Annotated in this window: 19 protein-coding genes and 2 pseudogenes; 12 read left to right on the top strand and 9 right to left on the bottom strand. The window is 37.3% G+C overall.

The window, feature by feature from the left end; all coding sequences use genetic code 11:
• On the bottom strand, nucleotides 1-371 hold a 371-nt coding region (locus FFR48_RS13820), incomplete at its 3' end, for a DUF29 family protein (RefSeq protein WP_137667753.1).
• Nucleotides 372-555: 184 nt separating this feature from the next.
• Between FFR48_RS13820 and FFR48_RS13815 the strand changes: the two genes are divergently transcribed.
• Nucleotides 556-816, top strand: coding sequence for an NDH complex assembly factor CRR9 (locus FFR48_RS13815; RefSeq protein ID WP_137667752.1), 261 nt, complete (start codon nucleotides 556-558; stop codon nucleotides 814-816).
• A gap of 131 nt (nucleotides 817-947) precedes the next feature.
• Nucleotides 948-1,400, top strand: coding sequence for a YbhB/YbcL family Raf kinase inhibitor-like protein (locus FFR48_RS13810; protein WP_236104070.1), 453 nt, complete (start codon nucleotides 948-950; stop codon nucleotides 1,398-1,400).
• A 138-nt stretch (nucleotides 1,401-1,538) separates the two neighbouring features.
• Here FFR48_RS13810 and FFR48_RS13805 read toward each other — a convergent pair whose 3' ends face one another.
• Both FFR48_RS13805 and FFR48_RS13800 read right to left on the bottom strand, forming a co-directional pair.
• Nucleotides 1,539-2,174, bottom strand: a complete 636-nt coding sequence (locus FFR48_RS13805; RefSeq protein ID WP_137667751.1) for a hypothetical protein — start codon at nucleotides 2,172-2,174, stop codon at nucleotides 1,539-1,541.
• 224 nt (nucleotides 2,175-2,398) lie between these two features.
• A pseudogene (locus tag FFR48_RS13800) lies at nucleotides 2,399-2,730 on the bottom strand (YbjQ family protein).
• Nucleotides 2,731-3,070: 340 nt separating this feature from the next.
• Here FFR48_RS13800 and FFR48_RS13795 point away from each other — a divergent pair.
• Both FFR48_RS13795 and FFR48_RS13790 read left to right on the top strand, forming a co-directional pair.
• Nucleotides 3,071-3,757: a tetratricopeptide repeat protein gene (locus FFR48_RS13795; RefSeq protein ID WP_137667750.1), complete on the top strand. Its 687-nt coding sequence runs from the start codon at nucleotides 3,071-3,073 to the stop codon at nucleotides 3,755-3,757.
• Nucleotides 3,758-3,859: 102 nt separating this feature from the next.
• The gene (locus tag FFR48_RS13790; RefSeq protein WP_137667749.1) at nucleotides 3,860-5,053 is read left to right on the top strand and encodes a DUF4336 domain-containing protein; all 1,194 of its coding nucleotides are present in this window, start codon (nucleotides 3,860-3,862) and stop codon (nucleotides 5,051-5,053) included.
• Nucleotides 5,054-5,164: 111 nt separating this feature from the next.
• On the opposite strand, the gene FFR48_RS13785 is transcribed toward FFR48_RS13790, so the two are convergent.
• From FFR48_RS13785 to FFR48_RS13770, 4 genes are all read right to left on the bottom strand, one after another.
• A complete protein-coding gene (locus tag FFR48_RS13785) occupies nucleotides 5,165-6,841 on the bottom strand; it encodes an NAD+ synthase (RefSeq protein ID WP_137667748.1) in 1,677 nt (558 codons plus the stop codon).
• Nucleotides 6,842-6,953: 112 nt separating this feature from the next.
• Nucleotides 6,954-7,700, bottom strand: coding sequence for an NUDIX hydrolase (locus tag FFR48_RS13780; RefSeq protein WP_137667747.1), 747 nt, complete (start codon nucleotides 7,698-7,700; stop codon nucleotides 6,954-6,956).
• On the bottom strand, nucleotides 7,701-8,267 hold the full coding sequence (locus FFR48_RS13775) for a nicotinate-nucleotide adenylyltransferase (RefSeq protein ID WP_096566613.1): 567 nt from the start codon (nucleotides 8,265-8,267) through the stop codon (nucleotides 7,701-7,703).
• 1 nt (nucleotide 8,268) lies between these two features.
• Nucleotides 8,269-9,678, bottom strand: a complete 1,410-nt coding sequence (locus FFR48_RS13770) for a nicotinate phosphoribosyltransferase (protein WP_137667746.1) — start codon at nucleotides 9,676-9,678, stop codon at nucleotides 8,269-8,271.
• Between the two features lie 56 nt (nucleotides 9,679-9,734).
• Here FFR48_RS13770 and FFR48_RS13765 point away from each other — a divergent pair, with 56 nt between their 5' ends.
• Both FFR48_RS13765 and FFR48_RS13760 read left to right on the top strand, forming a co-directional pair.
• Nucleotides 9,735-10,016, top strand: a complete 282-nt coding sequence (locus FFR48_RS13765) for a hypothetical protein (protein WP_137667745.1) — start codon at nucleotides 9,735-9,737, stop codon at nucleotides 10,014-10,016.
• Nucleotides 10,017-10,064: 48 nt separating this feature from the next.
• Complete coding sequence (locus FFR48_RS13760) at nucleotides 10,065-10,217, top strand: nicotinate phosphoribosyltransferase (protein WP_096566607.1); 153 nt, start codon at nucleotides 10,065-10,067, stop codon at nucleotides 10,215-10,217.
• An 86-nt stretch (nucleotides 10,218-10,303) separates the two neighbouring features.
• Here FFR48_RS13760 and FFR48_RS13755 read toward each other — a convergent pair whose 3' ends face one another.
• Together FFR48_RS13755 and FFR48_RS13750 are read right to left on the bottom strand one after the other, a co-directional pair.
• Nucleotides 10,304-11,719, bottom strand: a complete 1,416-nt coding sequence (locus FFR48_RS13755; protein ID WP_137667744.1) for an LCP family protein — start codon at nucleotides 11,717-11,719, stop codon at nucleotides 10,304-10,306.
• A gap of 312 nt (nucleotides 11,720-12,031) precedes the next feature.
• Entirely contained in the window at nucleotides 12,032-12,415 is a 384-nt protein-coding gene (locus tag FFR48_RS13750) for a hypothetical protein (RefSeq protein WP_137667743.1), read from the bottom strand.
• Between the two features lie 118 nt (nucleotides 12,416-12,533).
• Here FFR48_RS13750 and FFR48_RS13745 point away from each other — a divergent pair, with 118 nt between their 5' ends.
• From FFR48_RS13745 to FFR48_RS13725, 6 genes and pseudogenes are all read left to right on the top strand, one after another.
• Nucleotides 12,534-13,730, top strand: coding sequence for an AI-2E family transporter (locus FFR48_RS13745; RefSeq protein ID WP_137667742.1), 1,197 nt, complete (start codon nucleotides 12,534-12,536; stop codon nucleotides 13,728-13,730).
• A gap of 205 nt (nucleotides 13,731-13,935) precedes the next feature.
• A pseudogene (locus FFR48_RS13740) lies at nucleotides 13,936-14,211 on the top strand (EAL domain-containing protein); the annotation flags it as partial.
• A 213-nt stretch (nucleotides 14,212-14,424) separates the two neighbouring features.
• Entirely contained in the window at nucleotides 14,425-14,601 is a 177-nt protein-coding gene (locus tag FFR48_RS28995) for a hypothetical protein (protein ID WP_187039704.1), read from the top strand.
• A 335-nt stretch (nucleotides 14,602-14,936) separates the two neighbouring features.
• Nucleotides 14,937-16,799 (top strand): NAD(P)H-quinone oxidoreductase subunit F, encoded by a 1,863-nt coding sequence (locus tag FFR48_RS13735; RefSeq protein ID WP_096566599.1) that lies wholly within the window; start codon nucleotides 14,937-14,939, stop codon nucleotides 16,797-16,799.
• 106 nt (nucleotides 16,800-16,905) lie between these two features.
• Nucleotides 16,906-18,408 carry an NADH-quinone oxidoreductase subunit M gene (locus tag FFR48_RS13730; protein ID WP_096566597.1) on the top strand — a complete coding sequence of 501 codons (1,503 nt, stop codon included), beginning with the start codon at nucleotides 16,906-16,908 and terminating at the stop codon, nucleotides 18,406-18,408.
• A 310-nt stretch (nucleotides 18,409-18,718) separates the two neighbouring features.
• Nucleotides 18,719-20,041 carry a CO2 hydration protein gene (locus FFR48_RS13725; RefSeq protein WP_096566595.1) on the top strand — a complete coding sequence of 441 codons (1,323 nt, stop codon included), beginning with the start codon at nucleotides 18,719-18,721 and terminating at the stop codon, nucleotides 20,039-20,041.
• Nucleotides 20,042-20,223 lie beyond the last annotated feature (182 nt).

The raw sequence follows: 20,223 nt of genomic DNA, 5'->3' as shown, positions 1-20,223 counted from the left end.
TCTAATTGAAATTGATTATATGCACCATTTAAAACCTCATCACTTGCATCAGCAATAGCTTTCTCTATAACCTCCTCTAAAATTAAATCTTCCCATTCATCAACATTAATATAATAGGATTTTTTATTTTCCTTTAAGTTGATATCTTGAATACCTACCACTGAATTTCTAATAGAAGCTGCCCAGGAATTGGTTAGCCGTTGCTCAATTTGATTTTTAATTAAATGTATTAGTAAAATCTTTAAAAAAGACTTTATTTGTTGTATAATTGCTTTCTTACTCATCCCCTCTAACTCATCAACAATAGCTAAAGCATCGCTATAACGCTGTTCTAAGATACTATTTCTGAGGTCTATTAATTCCTGTGTCATCTTTGTATTAACCTCAAATTAACTCAACTACATTTAATATACCATCAAATATGGTTAATGAAACTCAAACCCCATGATTAACGCCTCTCTGAGTTCTCTGCGTCTGGAGCGTGAGAAAAAACAATTACTCAAAAATTACCACAATATGATTTAATATTATAAAAACAACTTCAGTTTAAATCTTATGGATATCTCCCCCAACCAATCATCAACCCAATTTTTAACCCCTGACGAATCTGCACAAGTTGACGCAGCTTTATTATCTTCCCCTGAAAAGTTTTTAACCAGATTGACAATTTCCTCCTTACGGATTTTACAACATATTGCCAAAGAATATGATGTACCCATTGAAGATTTGACAGCAAAACAAATTATTAACTGGTTTGAAATTGATGCAAAAATTAGAAGAGAAAAAGGAGTAGAAGAAGCATTTTTGAAGTGGTAGGGGATAATTTATAAGGGGACATGATCTTGATATATATAACTAAAAGGCGAGTTTTTATAACTCATTCCTTTGCTATTTTTGGATTATTAGGACTATCTCTAATTAGTTGTAATTCCAAGGTAGCAAAAACCATGAAATTAACTAGCAGTGCTTTTGTAGATAATGGTTTAATTCCTGCAAAATATACCTGTGATGGCGCGGATATTTCGCCGCCTTTAAATTGGGATGAAATTCCCCCCAATACCCAAAGTTTAGCATTAATTGTTGATGACCCCGATGCACCAAAAATGACTTTTGTACATTGGGTTATTTATGATATTCCCCCTTCAGTTAACCAATTAGCGGAAAAAATTCCTGCGGGTAAAACTATTCCTATTGGTGGGATACAGGGTAAAAATGATTTTGGCAAATTGGGTTATGGTGGTCCTTGTCCTCCTAGTGGAACTCACCGTTATTTTTTCCATCTTTATGCTTTAGATAAAAAGCTAAATTTAGAACCTGGTGTTAGTAAAAATCAAATTTTAACAGCAATAGCAGGTCATGTTTTAGCAAAAGCCGAATTAATGGGAAAATATCAACGCTAAAGTTAAATGATTTAACAATGAAAAGAGTCATTAGATCCCCGATTCATTTAATAAATAATAAATCAGGGATCTAATCACCAATTACCAATTACCCATTACCAAAAAAACAGATATGATAAATATTCAACACAGACAAAATCAATGATTGTAATTATTAGTCCGAGGACTACGCGCACCTGCAACTGCACCCATTAATGCTGCTGCTAAACTTAATAGAGAACCAAGGACAAACCACCATAAAGTTCTGGAAGTTGCTGCGGCAATTTCACGAGTTTGTTCAGCAGTTAAAGCAGGTAAATTTTGTGGTATCGTAGTACCTTGTCCTTGAATTTGATTAATTACTGATGCTGCATTGTAAGCAGCAACCCCAAAAGCACCCCAGACTCCATTTGCTAATAGAAAAGAGCTAATTGCTAAAGTAGTCGCCCAAAGAATTGCACCGTTAAGTAAAGCTGTATCTCGGTGCATTGGTCCACAACCACGGGTTGCTATCCAACCACCCAGAAACAGGGAAAGTAATAAAGCTAAAGTTGACCAAATTCCTACATTACTAATAATACCTGTTGCTATGCTTCTTGGTGCTAAAGAGTCAGCAATTCTACCTGCACCTAACGCCCCAAAAAATGAACTTAATATTAATTGCGTAGCTAGAGCAACTAAAACACCGGAAATTATTGGACCCCACCGCACGCGATCGCGGTATTCTGTTACTCTTGTTGCTACCGCAGACTCAGAAGGCAGAATTTCATCCCCTATTCTATTTACATAAGACATAGTTTATTTTCTCCCTTGCTATTTCAGTAAAGTTGCTCAGGTATATTTATGCTTTATGCTTTTATTTACAATTAAATTGCTATTTTGTGTTTTTATTATCTATCAGTGGAAAGAGTTAATTACTATGTCTTTAGTGAGAAGATAAGGTTGTGAAATACAGTTTGGAAATATAGATGTAATGTTGAATTTTTCAGACTTTTTACATATTCAAAAAAGACAAAATTCTAACGCATTTTTACAGCCGTACCTGTAGCAGTAATCAGTAACAAAACTCCAGATTGGTCAACGTTAATTGTGCCTGTATCAATTTCAATTCCGATCACAGCATCTGCTCCTAAACGTTGCGCTCTTTGTACTAGTTGTTCTAGTGCTTTCCGTTGTCCTTCTTCAAATAAACGTTCGTAGCTGCCAGTACGTCCCGTCCACCAACAATATCCCTAATGCTGGCTAAAAAGTCCCGCAAAAAATTGCTGCCATAGACAACTTCCGCTGTGACAATGCCCAAATATGAATCAATGACAGCGCCTTGAATGACATCGGTTATGCTTAAAAGCATAATATTTACTTATTGACAGCCAATAGTTTAAAGTTTGGGTTTTTATGTGCCTCTGATACAGATTGCCATAACTTCTGGAACTTTTTGGATCTTATTTTCATCCTATATTTTCATCCTGCCACACTTGTAAATGCCAATTGAATTGCATCTAGTTCATAGTCTTGCCACTTATCAGATGAGTATAGATGTTCGCCTGAATTCCTATATACAGCAACAGGACAGGGTTCTAAAAATTACCAATTTTAGAAGATTTTGTTAATGTGAATAAATACAGTTTTCAAAACTAAATATTTTTGTTTTAATGTACAAACAAAAACTTCACTAAAATTTAAGGATCTTTATGGTATACAAACAAACATCATTTTTGGTGGCTGTTCTATTATTAGGAAGTTTTGTAACTGCAATTCCTGTAGTGGCTGAAAGTACAGAGGTATTAGTTGCCCAAGCAAGTAACCCACGGTTAAGGGAATTATTAGAGGAAGGGCGGAGATTAGTCGATGCGGGGGATTATAATGGGGCGATCGCTGCCTATCAGGAAGCAGCAAAATTAGCTCCCAGCAATGCGAGAATTCATTCTGGAATTGGGTTCTTATATGCTCAACAAGGTAATTTTCAGTTAGCTTTAACTGCTTATCGTCGTGCGATCGCCCTAGATGGGAATAATAGTGACTTTTATTACGCTGTAGGTTATATCAAAGGTAATTTAGGAGACACCAACGGAGCAAAAGAAGCTTATCGTCGATCCATCCAGCTAAACCGTAGCAATTTTAATGCTTATTTAGGTTTAGGTGTCACACAAACTGCTTTAGGTGATTATACTTCAGCGATGTGGGCTTTTGAAGAAGCAATTAAATTAAACCGTAACAATCCACGTACTTATGAATTGATGGGTTCAATGTTCAAACAACGTAGACAAACTGAACAGGCCAGCAATGCTTTAAGACAAGCTCTTAGTTTATATCGCAGCAGTAATGATGCAGAAGGTGCAAACAGAGTAGAAAATATGCTCAGAGAGATCGGAGGTTAATGTTAGTAGGTAGCAGAAAAAAATTCCTTGACAAATTAAATAATTACTGAACTCTAACCAATGCTAAAAATAAGAAATAGACTCTGGTGAATTACCAAAATTATGAATACTCAGGGAATAGAAAATCAGCAAAATTTGTCATGGTCTTTTTGGCCTATTTTACCTCTGTATCCCTACGGAAAAAGAAAGACTATATGCCGAGAAATTATCAAAGATAGCCTATGGATATTTGATCAATTACAGGGCATTCTGTATACAGTTGTACCAGTTAGAATGACTATAATTAAGCTACAGGAAGGCGGACTTTTAGTTTATGCACCTGTAGCACCTACTCCAGAATGTATCAATTTAGTAAAAGAATTGGAACAAAAACATGGGGAAGTAAAATATATAATTTTACCTACCAGTTCCGGTTTAGAACATAAAATATTTGTCGGTCCTTTTGCCAGAAAATTTCCCCAGGCTTTAGTTTATGTTGCTCCCCATCAATGGAGTATTCCTTTTAATCTTCCCCTCAGTTGGTTAGGTTTTCCTCAAAAACGGACATTATTTTTATCAATAAATCATCAAAACAACCCCTTTGGTAATGAATTTGAATATAAAATTTTAGATATCAATTTAGGTAAAGGTTCTTTCCAAGAAGTTGCATTATTACACAAACCATCTCGCACTTTATTATTAACAGATACCATACTTTCTATTTCTGAAGAACCACCGGAAATTTTACAAATAGATCCCTATCCCTTACTATTTCATGCTAGAGACAACGCCCAGCAAAAAATGATAGATAATGCTCATAACCGTCGTCGTGGTTGGCAAAGAATAGCTTTATTTGCAATTTATTTTCGTCCCAGTGCAGTCAAAATTTCTCAACTTGGGGAAATGTGGAAAGATGCCAAAAAATCCCCTGATCGTTCACATCAAGCATACTTTGGTTTTTTCCCCTTTAAATGGGATGAAAATTGGCAAGATACCTTTACTGCATTATCTGGTAATGGTCGTCCTTTTGTCGCCCCAATTTTACAAATTCTCATCCTTCCTCAAGGAGGAAGAGAAGTAATAGAATGGGCTGATCAAATTGCAAATTGGGATTTTCAACAAATTATTTCTTGTCATTTTGATGCACCTATTAAAGCTACTCCTCAACAATTTAGACAAGCATTTAGTTTTTTAGAAAAGCAACCAAAAGCGAGTTATCAGCAACCTTTATTAAAAGAAGATGTGCGTTTTATTGAAGAATTGGAAGCTGGTTTAGTGAAGCGGGGTATTGCTACACCTCAAAAGGAAAAGGTGTAATTTGTAATATTTCCTTCGGAAACGCTACGCGAATGTAATTCGTAATTATTAGGGAACAGAATTTTTGACTTTTGACTTGATTTTCCCCAGTCACCAGTCACCAGTCACCAGTCACCAGTCACCAATTACCTTGCTAGCAATAGGCATTCTCCAACCAGTACCAAAAGCACGATCAGTAATTTTCAATCCTGGTGCTGCTTGACGGCGTTTAAATTCCGCAATAGAAACCAGTTTTAACACCCTATTTACTATTACTTGATCATGACCTGCATTAACTATTTCCCCTGCTGATTGATGTTTATTAATCAACCGTTCTAAAATATCATCTAAAATGTCATAAGCTGGTAAAGAATCTTGATCAACTTGACCAGGTTTTAACTCTGCACTTGGTGCTTTTGTGATAATATGTTGAGGAATAATTTCTTTTTGATGATGGGTATTTAACCAATTACAAATAGAATAAACACGGGTTTTTGGCACATCTGCAATTACCGCTAAACCACCATTCATATCACCATAAAGTGTACAATAACCTACAGCCATTTCTGATTTATTACCAGTAGATAAAAGCAGATGTCCAAATTTATTAGATATCCCCATTAACAAAGTACCACGAATGCGAGATTGAATATTTTCCTCAGCAATACCAAATTCTGTACCTGTGAATAAATCAGCTAAAGTATGATCAAAACTTTGCATTAATTCCCCAATAGGTAAAATTTGAGTTTTAATTCCTAAATTTTCCCCTAACTTTAAAGCATCACTCACAGAATGTTCAGAACTATAAGGAGAAGGCATTAATACACCTAAAACATTTTCTTTACCTAATGCAGTTGTCGCAATAGCAGCAACTAAAGCGGAATCAATACCACCACTTAAACCTAAAACAATTTGAGAAAAACGGCATTTTTTCACATAATCTCGCACACCTAAAACCAAAGCTTGCCAAATTTCCTGATCTTCAGATTCATAAACTGGGGAAATAGAATCTAACTGTAAATCGCGCATTTGTTCATCAAATTCAATAGTTAAAAAATCTGTTTCAAAACCTTTAGCACGACAAATAATTTCACCCTGATTATTTACAGCAAAACTACGTCCATCAAATATTAAATCATCATTTCCACCAACTTGATTAGTATAAATAATTGACTGTTGAAAATTGGCTGCACTATGTTTTAACATTGCTTCCCTTAATTTTTGCTTACCAACTGTATAAGGAGAAGCGGATAAATTGACAATTAAATCTACACCTAAAATGGATAAATCAGCAATGGGATTAACTGCATAATGACGTTTTCCCCAAAATTCCTCATCATTCCATAAATCTTCGCAAATAGTCACACCAATATTGATATCATCTAAAGCGAAATAATTAGCTTGCAATCCTGGTTCAAAATAGCGATTTTCATCAAATACATCGTAAGTTGGTAATAGTCGCTTATAGAAATATTGTTTAATTTTTCCTGCTTCTAATAAAGCAATACTATTAAATAAAGTTTTACCCCCTGTAATATGAGCATCTTTATTTTTAACTACAGTTCCCACTAAAACAGCTAAATTAGCTGGTAAATCTTGAGCTAATTTTTTTAATGTGATATCCATTGATTTCACAAAACTAGGATTTAATAATAAATCCCTGGGTGGATAACCACATAAAGACAGTTCAGGTGTTAATAATAAACGGACATTATTTGCTGCTGCTTGTTGTGCAACTTCCAGGATTTTTTGAGTGTTTCCTGTTAAGTCACCGATGATAGGGTTAAGTTGGGCAATTGCAATTTTCATAAGACAAGGGAATAGGTAATTGGTAATTGGTAATTGGTAATTGGTGATTGGTAATTGGTGATTTGTAACTAATTTTTATCTATTCTCTATTAACTGTCACCTGTCACCTAATTTAAATAAAAACTAAAGGTTTATCCTTAAACGGTGCAAAAGCTTCTGCATCAAATTTATATAAACTCGCGGGACGACCTGCACCTCTTGATACTTTAATTCCTGTATCTAATAAAAAACCAAGTTTCAATAAACGCGCTCGAAAATTTGAATAATCAGAAAAGTTTTCCCCTAAAACTGTGGTGTATAACTGATATAAGTCATTTAAAGTAAAGGTTTCTGGTAAAACATCAAATGCTACGGGACTATATTCTAATTTATTTTTCAGTCTTCTGTGTCCATAGGTGATAATTTCATTATGATCAAATGCTAACTGAGGTATTTGTTTAACGGGATACCATGCAATACCCGCAACTTTATCAGCAATTAATTCTGCTTCTTCAAACCGAACTAAAGCAAAATAACTAACTGATAAATAACGCACTCCATAACTATTAATTTCTTCTCTGGGGTCACGGTTTGGACTACCAAAAGTATAAAGTTGTTCTAAATAAAGATTATTAACCTTTATTTTTTCTGCCATAATGCGATAAGCAGCATCTTCTAAAGATTCTCTTTGTCTAACTAAAGTACCAGGGAGACTCCAAGAATTTAAAAATGGTTCTTGCTGTCGCATTACTAATAAAACTAACAGCCGATTTTTGGTAGTATCTACAGAAAATATGACATTATCCACACCGACTTTAAAATCAGCCAAAGTTTGTTGAAGTGTGGAATTTGAGATTTTCTTATGGTTACGTAGTGGCATTTAAACGTACAATTTCTCCCGATAAATATAATCTATAACAGGTGGTGTGAGAGTTTGATGGTCTTTTTGTTGACGAAAAGCGGTAGAGGAAACATCTAAACCGGTTAAACTAGCGATCGCAATTTTTCCTCCTAATTCCCTAATTTTTTCCAAACTAATATTATCTATTACATATCCAGGACGAGGAATCACCAACAATTTCACTTGTTTTAATAAATCTTCAATATGATACCATCTTGGTAATTGAATAACTAAATCTGATCCAATTACTAAGGTATATTCGACATCATTACCCCATCTTAATTTCGCTTTTTCTAATGTTTCCAAAGTTCGCCAACTACTTAATTCTTGTTCCAAACTAATATTACCTAATGGTGCTTGAATATCTGTAATTAACAAATTCAACATTGCTGCACGATGAGGTAAAGGAGTTTGTTGCTCTTTAAAAGGATTATCAGCAGCCCAAACCGCTACCCAATCATAATGTTGAGATAACCATTTAATAATTTTTTGATGTCCCGCAGTTGGTGGATCAGCACTTGTTCCAAATAAAGCGATCTTTTTCATCTTACTTTGCGTCCTTTGCGTTCTTTGCGGTTAGTTTCTTAGTCTTTTCCTTCAACTCATGCAGCATTTCCGAAATTTCTACTTTTACAGAAATTGGATTTTCTAAACTTCTTGTTTCCTGGGGTAAACTCGCTACAGATAATGCGCTTCTTTCTCGAATAGTTTGTAAATTTTCTGTTGGTTTTATCTGCTTACCTGATTTCATCACTAACTCTAACAAAGGTTTTTCTTTCCCAGAATTTTCATCTAATAAACCTAATCTATCAGATTGTAATTTACCATCAACTAAAGACCTAAAAATTTGTTTTTTACCAGGATAAGTAAACTTACCGCTAGACATTTTCATCACCGGAATACCATCAATGTCTACTAATTTATAAACTCCATTTACAGGAGAACCTGTTACTAACTTTGTGCCTAAACCATAACCATCAATTTCTGCACCTTGATTTTTTAATCTTTGTATTTCCCATTCATCTAAGTCACCACTGGCAAAAATTGTAATTTGTGGTAGGAGCGATCGCACTTGTTTTGATAAACTAACTAAATCACCAGAATCTAACCTCACCCCAGTTAATGTCATTTCCCCACTATTTACCTTTTTAGCTAACTTTTCAGCAGCAGCAACAGTATCAAAAGTATCAATCAATAAAGGCGCACCCGGAAAATATTGATGAAAAGCTATAAACGCTTGTTGTTCACTTCCTTCTAAAGCTGATAACGCCATTACTAAAGCGTGAGCCATTGTACCAGTTGGGTTTTCACCTAGTTGTAATGCTGCTAACACATTGGAAGTGGCATCTAAACCACCTGCTAAAGCTGCCCTTGCAGCCCATAAAGAAGCTTGAGGACTAAAAGCTCTGCGTGTGCCAAATTCTAAGAGTTTTGCTTTTTCCCCCGCAATATTACGTAATCTAGCAGCCCTGGTAGCGATTAATGTTTGATAATTAAGTGTATTTAAAAGATAAGTTTCTACTATTTGTGCTTGCCATAAGGGCGCTTCAATTCTTAATAATGGCTCATTAGCAAATACAGCAGTTCCTTCTGGGACTGCCCACACATCCCCAGTAAAACCACCCTCTGTTAATAATGACCAAAAACGCTCAGGTGCATGATAAAATATACCTGTTCTTTGTAAAGCAGCAATTTGGGCAGAATTAAAACGAAAATTAGCTAAATATTCCAAAGCTTGCGCCAAACCCATCGCTATTAAATAGCCAAAACCTTCAGGTAAGCGTCTAACAAACAATTCAAAGCTGGCTCGTTTTTGTTCTATTCCTTCACCTGTGTAACAAGCTGCCATTGTTAGCTGGTAAAGGTCTGTCAGCAAACTATAATTTTCAGGACAAAGATTCAGTTCTGGGTTTTGGTATCTGTACTTGTCATCATCAACATTTGCAAAAGCTGTCATCTGAAAGCGTCCTACTAAGAGTGCTTCTCTTATTATGGTAAATCATACCATAATTAATGTCAAGTATAGAAAAGATGATGCCTGAAAACCTTGCCAATCAAGGCAAATTAATCTTTATATATCTTTATATATCTATTATTTCACAGTTTTTAATGGTAAGACTAATAATTATGTCAGAAAAATACCCGATTACTCGCCAAGAATTTACAATTAGAATTAAAAGAAAAAGTGTGATTCTTCAACTCAATGAAGTATTGCAAAGCAATCTAAAAAAACATTGCGTAAAATATAAATATATTGCGAATATGAGCAACCAACAAATATCAGCATTAAAGTAAAAGTAATAGATATCTCAGATAAAGGGCATAAAAAAGGAGTCTTAGATTATGTTTATCTCCAGAATGCTTGCTAGTATGACCCAATTTATTTCTGAAGCCTTCATGCGAATTTTTAGCCCTACAGATGACGCTTATCCTGTCACTGGTTTTCAACCTTTTACTGGCGTTCCCTATAAGAGACGTAAAGCTGCATCTTGGTAGATTTTTCTTAGGAGTTCAGGAGTTCAGGAGACAGAATAAATCTCCCCAACTCCCCAACTCCCCATCTTCCTGTCACCTGTCACCTGTCACCTAACCATATTTTCAAACACTGGTTTATGTAGTAACCAATCTTGACCTACTTGAATACTAATATCAGAGGCGATATTACCAGTGCTTTCAACCCGCACTTCTCCAAAACCTAAAGTATTACGAATAGATTCAGCACTATCACTATCACCTTGTTGAGCAACAATGTGAGTAGTATCCAAAGGTTCACCCCAAGGTTGAGAAATAAAGATATTACGATATCCAGCTTGTTCTAAAGCTGCAATTAAGGGACGAATTTGAGAGCGATCGCCACCTGTACTATCTTGAATTGCGATCCGTAGCCGAGAGGGATCAGTGATTTCAGGATCAACTGATGTTGATTCTAAACCAAAGTTTTGCACCATTAATTTATTAATTATTTGTGGATCGGGTATCCAATAACTAGCCTCATACTCATGTTTTTCACTAAAACGACCGGGAAGCATTAACATCTGCATATTAGAGCGATTGGTTCGCGCCCCAAAACCAACCAAAGCCACAAGTTCCTCAACAGATAAGTTAGTATCAATATGTTCTCTCACTGTTTCTAGAATTTCTGGTAATCGTGTTAATGTTGCTGGATTAAGACTTTGTTCAATCAAGGCACGTAATACCATTTGTTGCCGTTGAATCCTGCCAATATCTCCGAGTTCATCATGGCGAAACCGGAGTAATTGTAGTGCTTGATCACCTGCCAAATGCTGTTTACCAGCCTTTAAATTAATATATAAATGTTGAGAATCATCCTTATATTTCATATCTTTGGGGACATAGACAGTTACACCACCCAAGGCATCAATTAACTTGCCAACACCCAAGACATTAATGCGGACATAACGATCAATTCCCACGCCTCCCAAGAGATTGCTGACAGTTTTAGCAGTTAAAGCCGGTCCACCATCGACATTGGCGGCGTTAATTTTTTTCAACCCAAACCCTTCAACCTCTGTCCGGGTATCTCTGGGAATGGAAAGCATAACTATTTTTTTGGTATCTGGATCAAACTTGATCAAGAGCATGACATCAGCAAGACCGTCAAAAGAATTAACTTGGGGTAGATATCTAAGTCCTTGGGTTTCAATAGGTGGATTTTGGATATCTGGAGGCAGTACACTCATCCCCATCACCAAGATATTCACAGGGCGAGTTAATTGAGAAAATTGGAAGCCATTGCCAGAAATGCGATCGCTATCAAAAACTGCCGCCTCCTTAGCACTTAACTGAGCTTGCTGCAAAGGTGTACTATCCCAAGAAACAGCCAACAAAGCCCCTGCCATACCTGAGATCATTGCTATCCCGCCCATACCCACCGCAAACCATAGCCAGCGACCTGATTTTGATTTGCGAGAGTTTTTGCCTTTAGCTTTAGCTTTCGCTGATTTTTTGCCTGCTGCTGATGTTCTTTGACTAGTCACAGATTTCCTCACACTGACTGCTAAAATACCGTAAATTTGCCTACTCAATACCAACTCAATATATGTAAATAAATTAGACCATGATGGATAATTCTTGGTGTTGTCTACTTACTTACCTATCGTAGATACTACAAGACCTTTACCTGCATTTCTGTTGATTTTTTGATCATCCGGGAAGTTGATGGAAGTAGTTTATGGAAGTATGGCAATAATAAACCAAATTTGATTATTTGATGATATTGGTGGGTAGATTACCTATAAATGCTGGTATCAATCCTCAGATTGTTAAAAACATGAACAAATGTAAATTTACTATTTACGCAGTATTCGCTCGGCAAAACTACTGAATCCAGGCAAAGGATAAGACCTGCCTTGAATGACACGAAAAATTAACCAAACACTCATTAAAAAGTAACCAGATGTGAGAAAACTGTTAAGAATTAACAACCGGAGTGTAAAAAAATCTGAAGTAGCTGCCCCAGTTGCTAACAGCAAGTACCCTAACATCCATGTAAAGCCCAAGGTAATGGACAGACGACTCACGGCCAGTTGTTCCCGACTACCCTCATGGCGATAGAGAGTCCAAAGGGAAGGAAAAAAGCCGATGACAGGAATCAAGTATAAAAGCAGCAATCTTTTAGAAGTGGCAGTTTCTGGAGCAGGTGGGTAATTATCAATAGGTGGTAGATTTTCCATTGTGGAGGGTCTCATCATAAACCAGAGGAAGACATAAGATTCATATAGTTAGAGATAATAGTCTGTAAACAAGAATTTAGCTTAAGTTGTATTTAGTTCTATCCCCAATCAGCTAAAAATGCAGACACGAAAGCTACTTGACTGGTGGCAAACATTTACACCAGTAGCGCGAATCGGGGCGATCGCGCTATTCGCTCCTCTATTAGTTCTCAATGGTTGGGCGATATCGGCAATTTTTCATTATTTCCACTCTTTGATAGTCATTTTAGTCGGAGCCTCAGTGCTGGCATTTCTGCTTAACTACCCAGTAAGTTGGATGGAAAAGCACGGTGCAAGACGAGAACAAGTCGCCATTTTGGTATTTTTATCAGCTTTATCAATTTTATTGGCGCTGGGTGTCACCCTCTTTCCTCTAGCCCTAACTCAAGCCCAGCAGTTAGTAGCCCGTTTACCAGAGTTGATAGACTCTGGGCGATCGCAGTTAATGATTTTAAATGAAAAAGCCGAGATGATGGGCTTACCGATTAATCTTGATGCTATCGTCGTGCAAATTAATGATCGCGTCAAGAGTCAACTGCAAGCTATAGCCGGACAAGTATTAAATCTCGCTGTCGTCACCTTTACCAGCTTGTTAGACTTTCTGTTAACGATGGTTTTGACTTTCTATCTATTGCAACATGGCGGTGAACTTTGGCAAAGCTTAGTAGAATGGCTCCCTACTAAATTTCGTGAACCTTTTTCCCGAACAGTACGCCTAAGTTTTCAAAACTTCTTTATCACCCAGTTGATTTTATCTACTTGTATGGCCTCGGCTCTGATTCCTACCTTTTTGTGGTTGAAAGTACCTTATGGGTTGTTGTTTGGCTTAACTATCGGCATTATGGCGCTAATCCCCTTTGGTGGTTCTGTGGGTATCGCCATGACAACTTTGTTAGTCTCCCTACAAGACTTTTGGATGGGTGCTAGAGTCTTAGCCGCCGCAGTCATCGTGCAGCAAATTCTGGAAAATATCATTGCACCCCGGATTTTAGGAAGTTTTACAGGTTTAAATCCAGTTTGGATACTCATTTCCGTTTTGACTGGGGCAAGAATCGGCGGACTTTTGGGCGTGATTGTGGCGGTTCCTTGTGCTGTTGTCATCAAGACAGTTATTAGCGCCATTCGTCCACCGATTATGAGTGATGAAACAGAAAACGCTGCTTCTGGAGAGTTAGCCGCACCCATGACACCAGAAGCATCTCCTTCACCTCCAGGCAATAATTCTCTCAGTGTTTCTGATGGTGTTCCTTGCCGTCAGCCGATACAAAACGGCTAACTCTATCTAGGTTTTACATTTATTCGACAAGCCCTAACTAATGCGAACAAAAGTCGACTTTTTCTTCCTGCTTTATTCTAGAAGTGTCGGCACTGTCTATTTGACAGGCTTTAAGTCGGGTGTATCTCATAGTTATTTTGCTGTATTGAATCATCAGGAATAAGTAGCTCAAGTAGCTCCCAGAATTTGACAAACCTTGGAAAAACCCTTTCATCTGCATGGAATTGATCGGTCTTTTATCAAAGAATTGGCCAGAGATGCTAAAGTAGCTCATATCATCAAGGCTATAGTTGACTTGGGACGCAGCTTGGGGTTAACACTAATTGCTGAAGGAGTAGAAAAGCCTGAATAACTAGATTTCTTAAAGTCTATTAATTGTGATGATGTGCAAGGATATCTGTTCTATAAACCTCTTTCTGCCCAACAAGCTACAGAACTCATTAAAGAAGGAGTCAGGAGTTCAAGGAGTCAGGAGTCGTAGGGGCGAAGTAGGGGCGAAGCATTCGGAAAATAACCTGTGATAAAAATTGATAATTGATTGCCTTCGGCACGCTACGCGAACGCCCGAATGCTGATGCTTCCAGCACGCTACGCGAACGCCCGTACAGGAGTCAGGAGTCAGGAGTCAGGAATAGGCTATCAACTATCAACTATCAACTATCAACTATCAAATTTTAACTTTTAGGAAATTCTGATGAACCGTTCAAAAATAGTCGCCATTATTACAGGTGCAATTTCTATACTTTTAGCTATAGCTTACCTAATTGTCGTTCAAATCCTCGACTACCGAGATATGAAACCCGCCCCTATTAGCTACATAAACTCATCAGCACCAATTATAGCAGAATTGCAAATTTCTAGAAGTCAGTAGAAACTTTCTGGCGCAGTTTATGTACAGGAGTCAGGAGCAAGAATTAATTTTTTTGACCTTGCTCCCGCTATTTCCTGTTGCTTGGTATATTCATAGATTCTATACGATAGATACTATCAGATAAATCAATCCATAGAACTATAAGAAAAAATTAGATAAAATATCGTGGATTTATCTAGTTAAGTAATTCCCTTTTGGCAGAGATAACGGTAAGCTATATCTAACAATATTAAGCAAAAATAAAATTGTCTTATTATTTCTAGTTAACATCATCAGGGATCAACGCTTGTTGACAAACAAGCAACAATATTCAGTGCAAATATAGAGGTGAGTTCATGTCTCAGTACCTGCTAGAGACCGTTTGGCTAGTCCCTTGCTATGCTTTATTAGGTGGTGTTTTAGCTTTACCTTGGTCGCCGGGAATAATCAGGAAAACCGGACCAAGACCGGCAGGTTATGTCAACTTAGTAATGACATTTTTGGCGTTTTTACATTCTGCAATAGCCTTTCTGGGTACTTGGAATCATCCTGCTAAAGAGGTATTTATTCCTTGGTTATCCACAGCAGGTTTAAAACTAACTATTAATTTAGAACTCTCTGCAATTAATGTAGGGGCATTAATGGTTATTACGGGTTTAAATTTCCTTGCCCAAGTTTATGCTGTGGGTTATATGGAAATGGACTGGGGTTGGGGAAGATTTTATTCTTTATTAGGTTTATTTGAAGCTGGTTTATGTGCCTTAGCTTTATGTAATAACCTATTTTTCAGTTATGTAGTTTTAGAAATTCTCACTTTAGGAACTTACCTGTTGGTAGGTTTATGGTTTAGTCAACCATTGGTTGTGACCGGTGCGCGAGATGCGTTTTTAACCAAGCGGGTTGGTGACTTATTCCTGTTAATGGGAGTTCTCGGACTGTGGACTTTAGCAGGAACTTGGGATTATAAAGATTTAGCAATTTGGGCGCAAACTGCCCAAGTAGACCCGACAATTATTACTTTGGTTTGTTTGGCTTTAATTGCCGGTCCAATGGGTAAATGCGCTCAGTTTCCCTTGCATTTGTGGTTGGATGAAGCAATGGAAGGACCTGTTCCCAGTACCATTTTACGGAACTCAGTGGTAGTTGCCAGTGGTGCATGGGTGCTGATTAAATTACAACCTGTATTTAGTTTGTCTCCCATAGCTTCCTCCGCAATGGTAGCTATTGGTGCAGTTACAGCTATTGGTGGTTCATTAATTGCGATCGCCCAAATTGACATCAAACGCTGTTTATCTTATTCTGTCAGTGCTTACATGGGCTTAGTGTTTATCGCCGTAGGCACACAACAGGATGAAGCCGCATTATTATTAGTCCTCACTCATGCTTTATCTGCTGCACTTTTAGTCATGAGTACCGGAGGAATAGTTTGGAATAGTGTCACCCAAGACGTTACCCAACTCGGTGGTTTATGGTCACGTCGTCCCATTTCCGGTTTAGCATTTATTGTGGGAACATTGGGTTTAATTGGTTTCCCACCTTTAGGAAGTTTTTGGGCATTAGTAAAATTAGCTGATGGTTTATGGGGAACACACCCTTGGTTAGTAGGAATAATAATTGCCGTCAATGTGTTTACAGCCTTTAGTTTAACCAGAGAATTTGGTTTAATCTTTGGTGGTAAACCCAAACAAATGAGTGAACGTTCACCGGAAGCTATTTGGTTGATGGTTTTACCAATGATGGTTTTATTTGGTTTTGTTTTACATCTGCCTTTAGTGTTGGAAAGTTTATCTTTATTACCTAGTTGGGCAACATTAAATAAAGATGTGGCACTGTTATTTATTTGGTCAAGTATTTTCGGTTGCAGTATTAGTGCTGTAATTTATTTAGGAAACATTATTCCTAAACCAGTTCGCTTACCCTTCCAAGGTTTACAAAATTTACTTGCTTACGATTTTTACACCCCCAACCTTTACAAAATGACCATCATTTTTGGCGTTGCCCAACTTTCTAAATTAGCTGACATGGTGGATAGATTTGTCGTTGATGGCATTGTTAATTTTGTCGGTTTATTCTCCTTATTAGGTGGGGAAGGGTTGAAATATAGCAACAATGGACAAACCCAATTTTACGCTTTCACTGTTTTATTAGGAGTTAGCGTTTTAGGTGCTTGGGTTACATGGCCTTTCTGGGGTGTGCAGTTCATGAATTTGGTTTTTTAAAAGCTATCAGTAGGTGATAGGTGAAAGAAAATTAGGAAACAAAATATCATAATTTTACCCAATCACCAATCACCAATCACCAATTACCAATTACCAATCCCCAATTATGTTAAGTGTTTTAATTTGGTTGCCAATTATTGGCGCTGCAATTATCGGATTTTTACCAGATACAGTCATTCCTAAAACGAGAACTAGATTAGTAGCTTTAACTCTTTCCTTTGTAGTTCTATTGTGGAATGCTTTCATCCTGCTGAAATTTGATATCAATAGTCCAGGAATGCAGTTTCAAGAGAATTTACCTTGGAATGAAACCTTGGGTTTAAATTATCAATTAGGTGTTGATGGGCTATCAATTCTAATGTTGATATTGAATAGCTTATTAACTTGGATAGCCATTTACAGCAGTAACCAAAATACCGAACGTCCTAAACTTTTCTATTCGCTGATTTTATTAGTTAGCGGTGGTGTTGCTGGTGCTTTCTTAGCCCAAAACTTACTACTTTTCTTCCTTTTCTATGAATTGGAATTAATACCTTTCTATTTATTAATTTCCATTTGGGGAGGAGAAAAACGCGCCTATGCTGGGATGAAATTTTTGATTTATACAGCAGTTTCCGGGGCATTTATTTTAGCAACATTCCTGGGCATAGTTTGGTTAAGTGGTTCTCATAGTTTTGCCTTAGATGCGGTTAATACTCAAAACCTGTCTGCGGGAATGCAACTGTTATTATTAGTAGGAATAATTTTAGGTTTTGGCATCAAAATTCCTTTAATTCCTTTCCATACTTGGCTACCTGATGCTTACGTTGAAGCTTCTGCACCTATTGCTATTTTATTAGGTGGAATTTTAGCTAAATTAGGAACTTATGGACTCTTAAGATTTGGGTTTGGTTTATTTCCCCAAGCTTGGAATGTGGTAGCACCAACCTTAGCAATATGGGGTGCTGTTAGTGCAATTTATGGGGCAGTTGTAGCGATCGCCCAAAAAGACATCAAGCGCATGGTAGCATATAGTTCAATCGGACACATGGGCTATATTTTACTTGCAGCCGCAGCTAGTACCAACCTCGCCTTAGTTGGTGCAGTCGCGCAAATGTTTAGTCATGGTTTAATTCTGGCTATTCTCTTCCATTTAGTGGGACTTGTAGAAACCAAAGTTGGAACAAGAGAACTAGATAAACTCAATGGTTTAATGAGTCCTATTCGCGGTTTACCTATCGTCAGTGCTTTACTGGTGTTAGGTGGTATGGCCAGCGCCGGTATCCCTGGTTTAACTGGTTTTATTGCAGAATTTATCGTTTTCCAAGGCAGTTTTTCCACCTTCCCCATCCCCACATTATTGTGTGTAGCTTCCTCTGGTTTAACTGCGGTTTACTTCGTTATTCTTCTCAACCGCACCTGTTTCGGTAGACTAAATAACGACTTAGCTTATTATCCCAGAGTGGTTTGGGCAGAAAAAATTCCCGCATTAATATTAGCTTCCCTGATCATTTTCTTGGGAGTACAACCTACCTGGTTAGTGCGCTGGAGTGAAACCACAACTACAGCAATGGTAGCAGCTATTCCTACTCCTGAAAAAACCGTAATTTCTCAAGTGGCTTTGAAGTAATTTTTTAAGCTGTCAGCTTGTCAGAAAAATTGATCTCGTTCCCAGTCTGAGACTGGGAATGCTATCTCAGAGGATCTGCCTCTACTGTAAAAAAACTAAAAGGCAGAACCTTTTAAAATTCATTCCCATACTCTGTATGGGAACGAGAAAAAAACGAGAAAAACCACGAAGGCACGAAGAACACTAAGGAAGAGAAGAATGAGAAGAAGAAAAGGAATAAGATAGATAATCTAGTACATTTATTAACCTCTTAAATCTCTCTGCGCCTCTGCGTCTCTGCGTGATAAATTCATAAATATAGGAAATCAAAATGGTACAAACTCCCGATAAACCAATCACCAAACTACCACCATCAAATCACGAATTTGCCGATGTCATTCATCGTCTAGAAGCTGGTGGTTCAATGCTGCCAGATACACCAGAAAACTTAATGCAAATCATCGGTATTTATAAAGCTTACGCAGTACCGATGGATTTTTACTGGCGCGACTTGCTTTATATTGGGGAAAGAGTCTTTTTAAATCCTCTTCCTGCTTTTAAATATTTCTTACCTCAAGAATATTTAGACTTACATAATCATTATGCAGGGGATGATGCTGATTTAAGAATTTGGCGCGGTGAAGCTACAGCACATCCTGAACTTTTGGCATTTATGGAAAAGGGTGAAACTCGCAAAATGCCAAAGTTACTACATCATTTATTCCATGACAGAATTAACATGGAATTTGCGGAAGCTTGTATGCAAGCGATGTTATGGCATCGGAAAATGTACGCCCCTGTAAATCAATTTGATGCCTATTTAGATTCGGATGAATATAAAGCTAATGCTGATAAAGCAATTAAAGCTTACTTTAAGAAAAATCCTTTAATGTTGGGACTTTATAAACTGTTCCCTGATATGTTTTTGGAACAGTGCCGGATGATGTCTTATTATGCCAATTTAGGACTTTTCTGGGAAGTAATGGCACCGGTATTTTTTGAAATGTCGGATATTTATGATGAAGGCGGTTTTAAAGGTGTTCCTGATGCCATGAATTTTTTAGTGAATGGTATTTTTGCGATCGCCGGTCGTCCTATTTATCATCATGTTTATGTTGATGGTGAATGTTATGAAGTCATTCCCAAATCTAAAGGTTTTACTTGGTTATATGAAGCAGCTTTACCCTATGTAGAAGCTGTATTTTACCGGACTGCACCATTTAGAGGCACAAAGTCTTATAATGCCCAAGCAGGACAAGTACCAGAAGACCAAAAAGACTTCCATTATGGCATTCTTTACGCTGACGTATTCCCTGTAGGTACTGCGGGTATTCCACCCACATTATTAATGCAGGATATGTTGCATTTTCTGCCCCAATATTTAGTTGATTATTACAAAAAACATTGTCGGGGTGAAGATGATATGTTGATTCAGTTGGGTGTAACTTTCCAACGTTCAATGTACAATGTCACATCTGCGGTAATTCAAGCTTTAAGAACTGCGTTGTTATATCCTTTAGATGATCCCAATCCTAAACATTTACAGGCAAATCGGGAGTTTTTTGAAATGCAATTGAATCGCTTCACCCGTGCTGATTATGGTATGAGAGATGCGGCGAAATTGCGGAGTGTTCAAAGTCAAGATTATCGTTAATCAGCTAAAGATACCAGACTTCTTTAAAAAGTCCGGTATCTACACTTAAACTACGTAATTGGGGTTTGCTGAATAAACCTAAAACCTTGATATATCAAAGGTTAGAGGCTGATAAACACAGAAATTAGTGCAAGGGTTTTGAAGGGTATACCGGAAAAAGTGTGCATTTTTTGGGATTTCAA

Origin of the sequence: Sphaerospermopsis reniformis (assembly GCF_005402885.1) — a bacterium.
GTDB lineage: Bacteria > Cyanobacteriota > Cyanobacteriia > Cyanobacteriales > Nostocaceae > Sphaerospermopsis > Sphaerospermopsis kisseleviana.
Note: the sequence above shows the minus strand (reverse complement) of the source record. Positions and strands in the feature narration are given on the sequence as shown.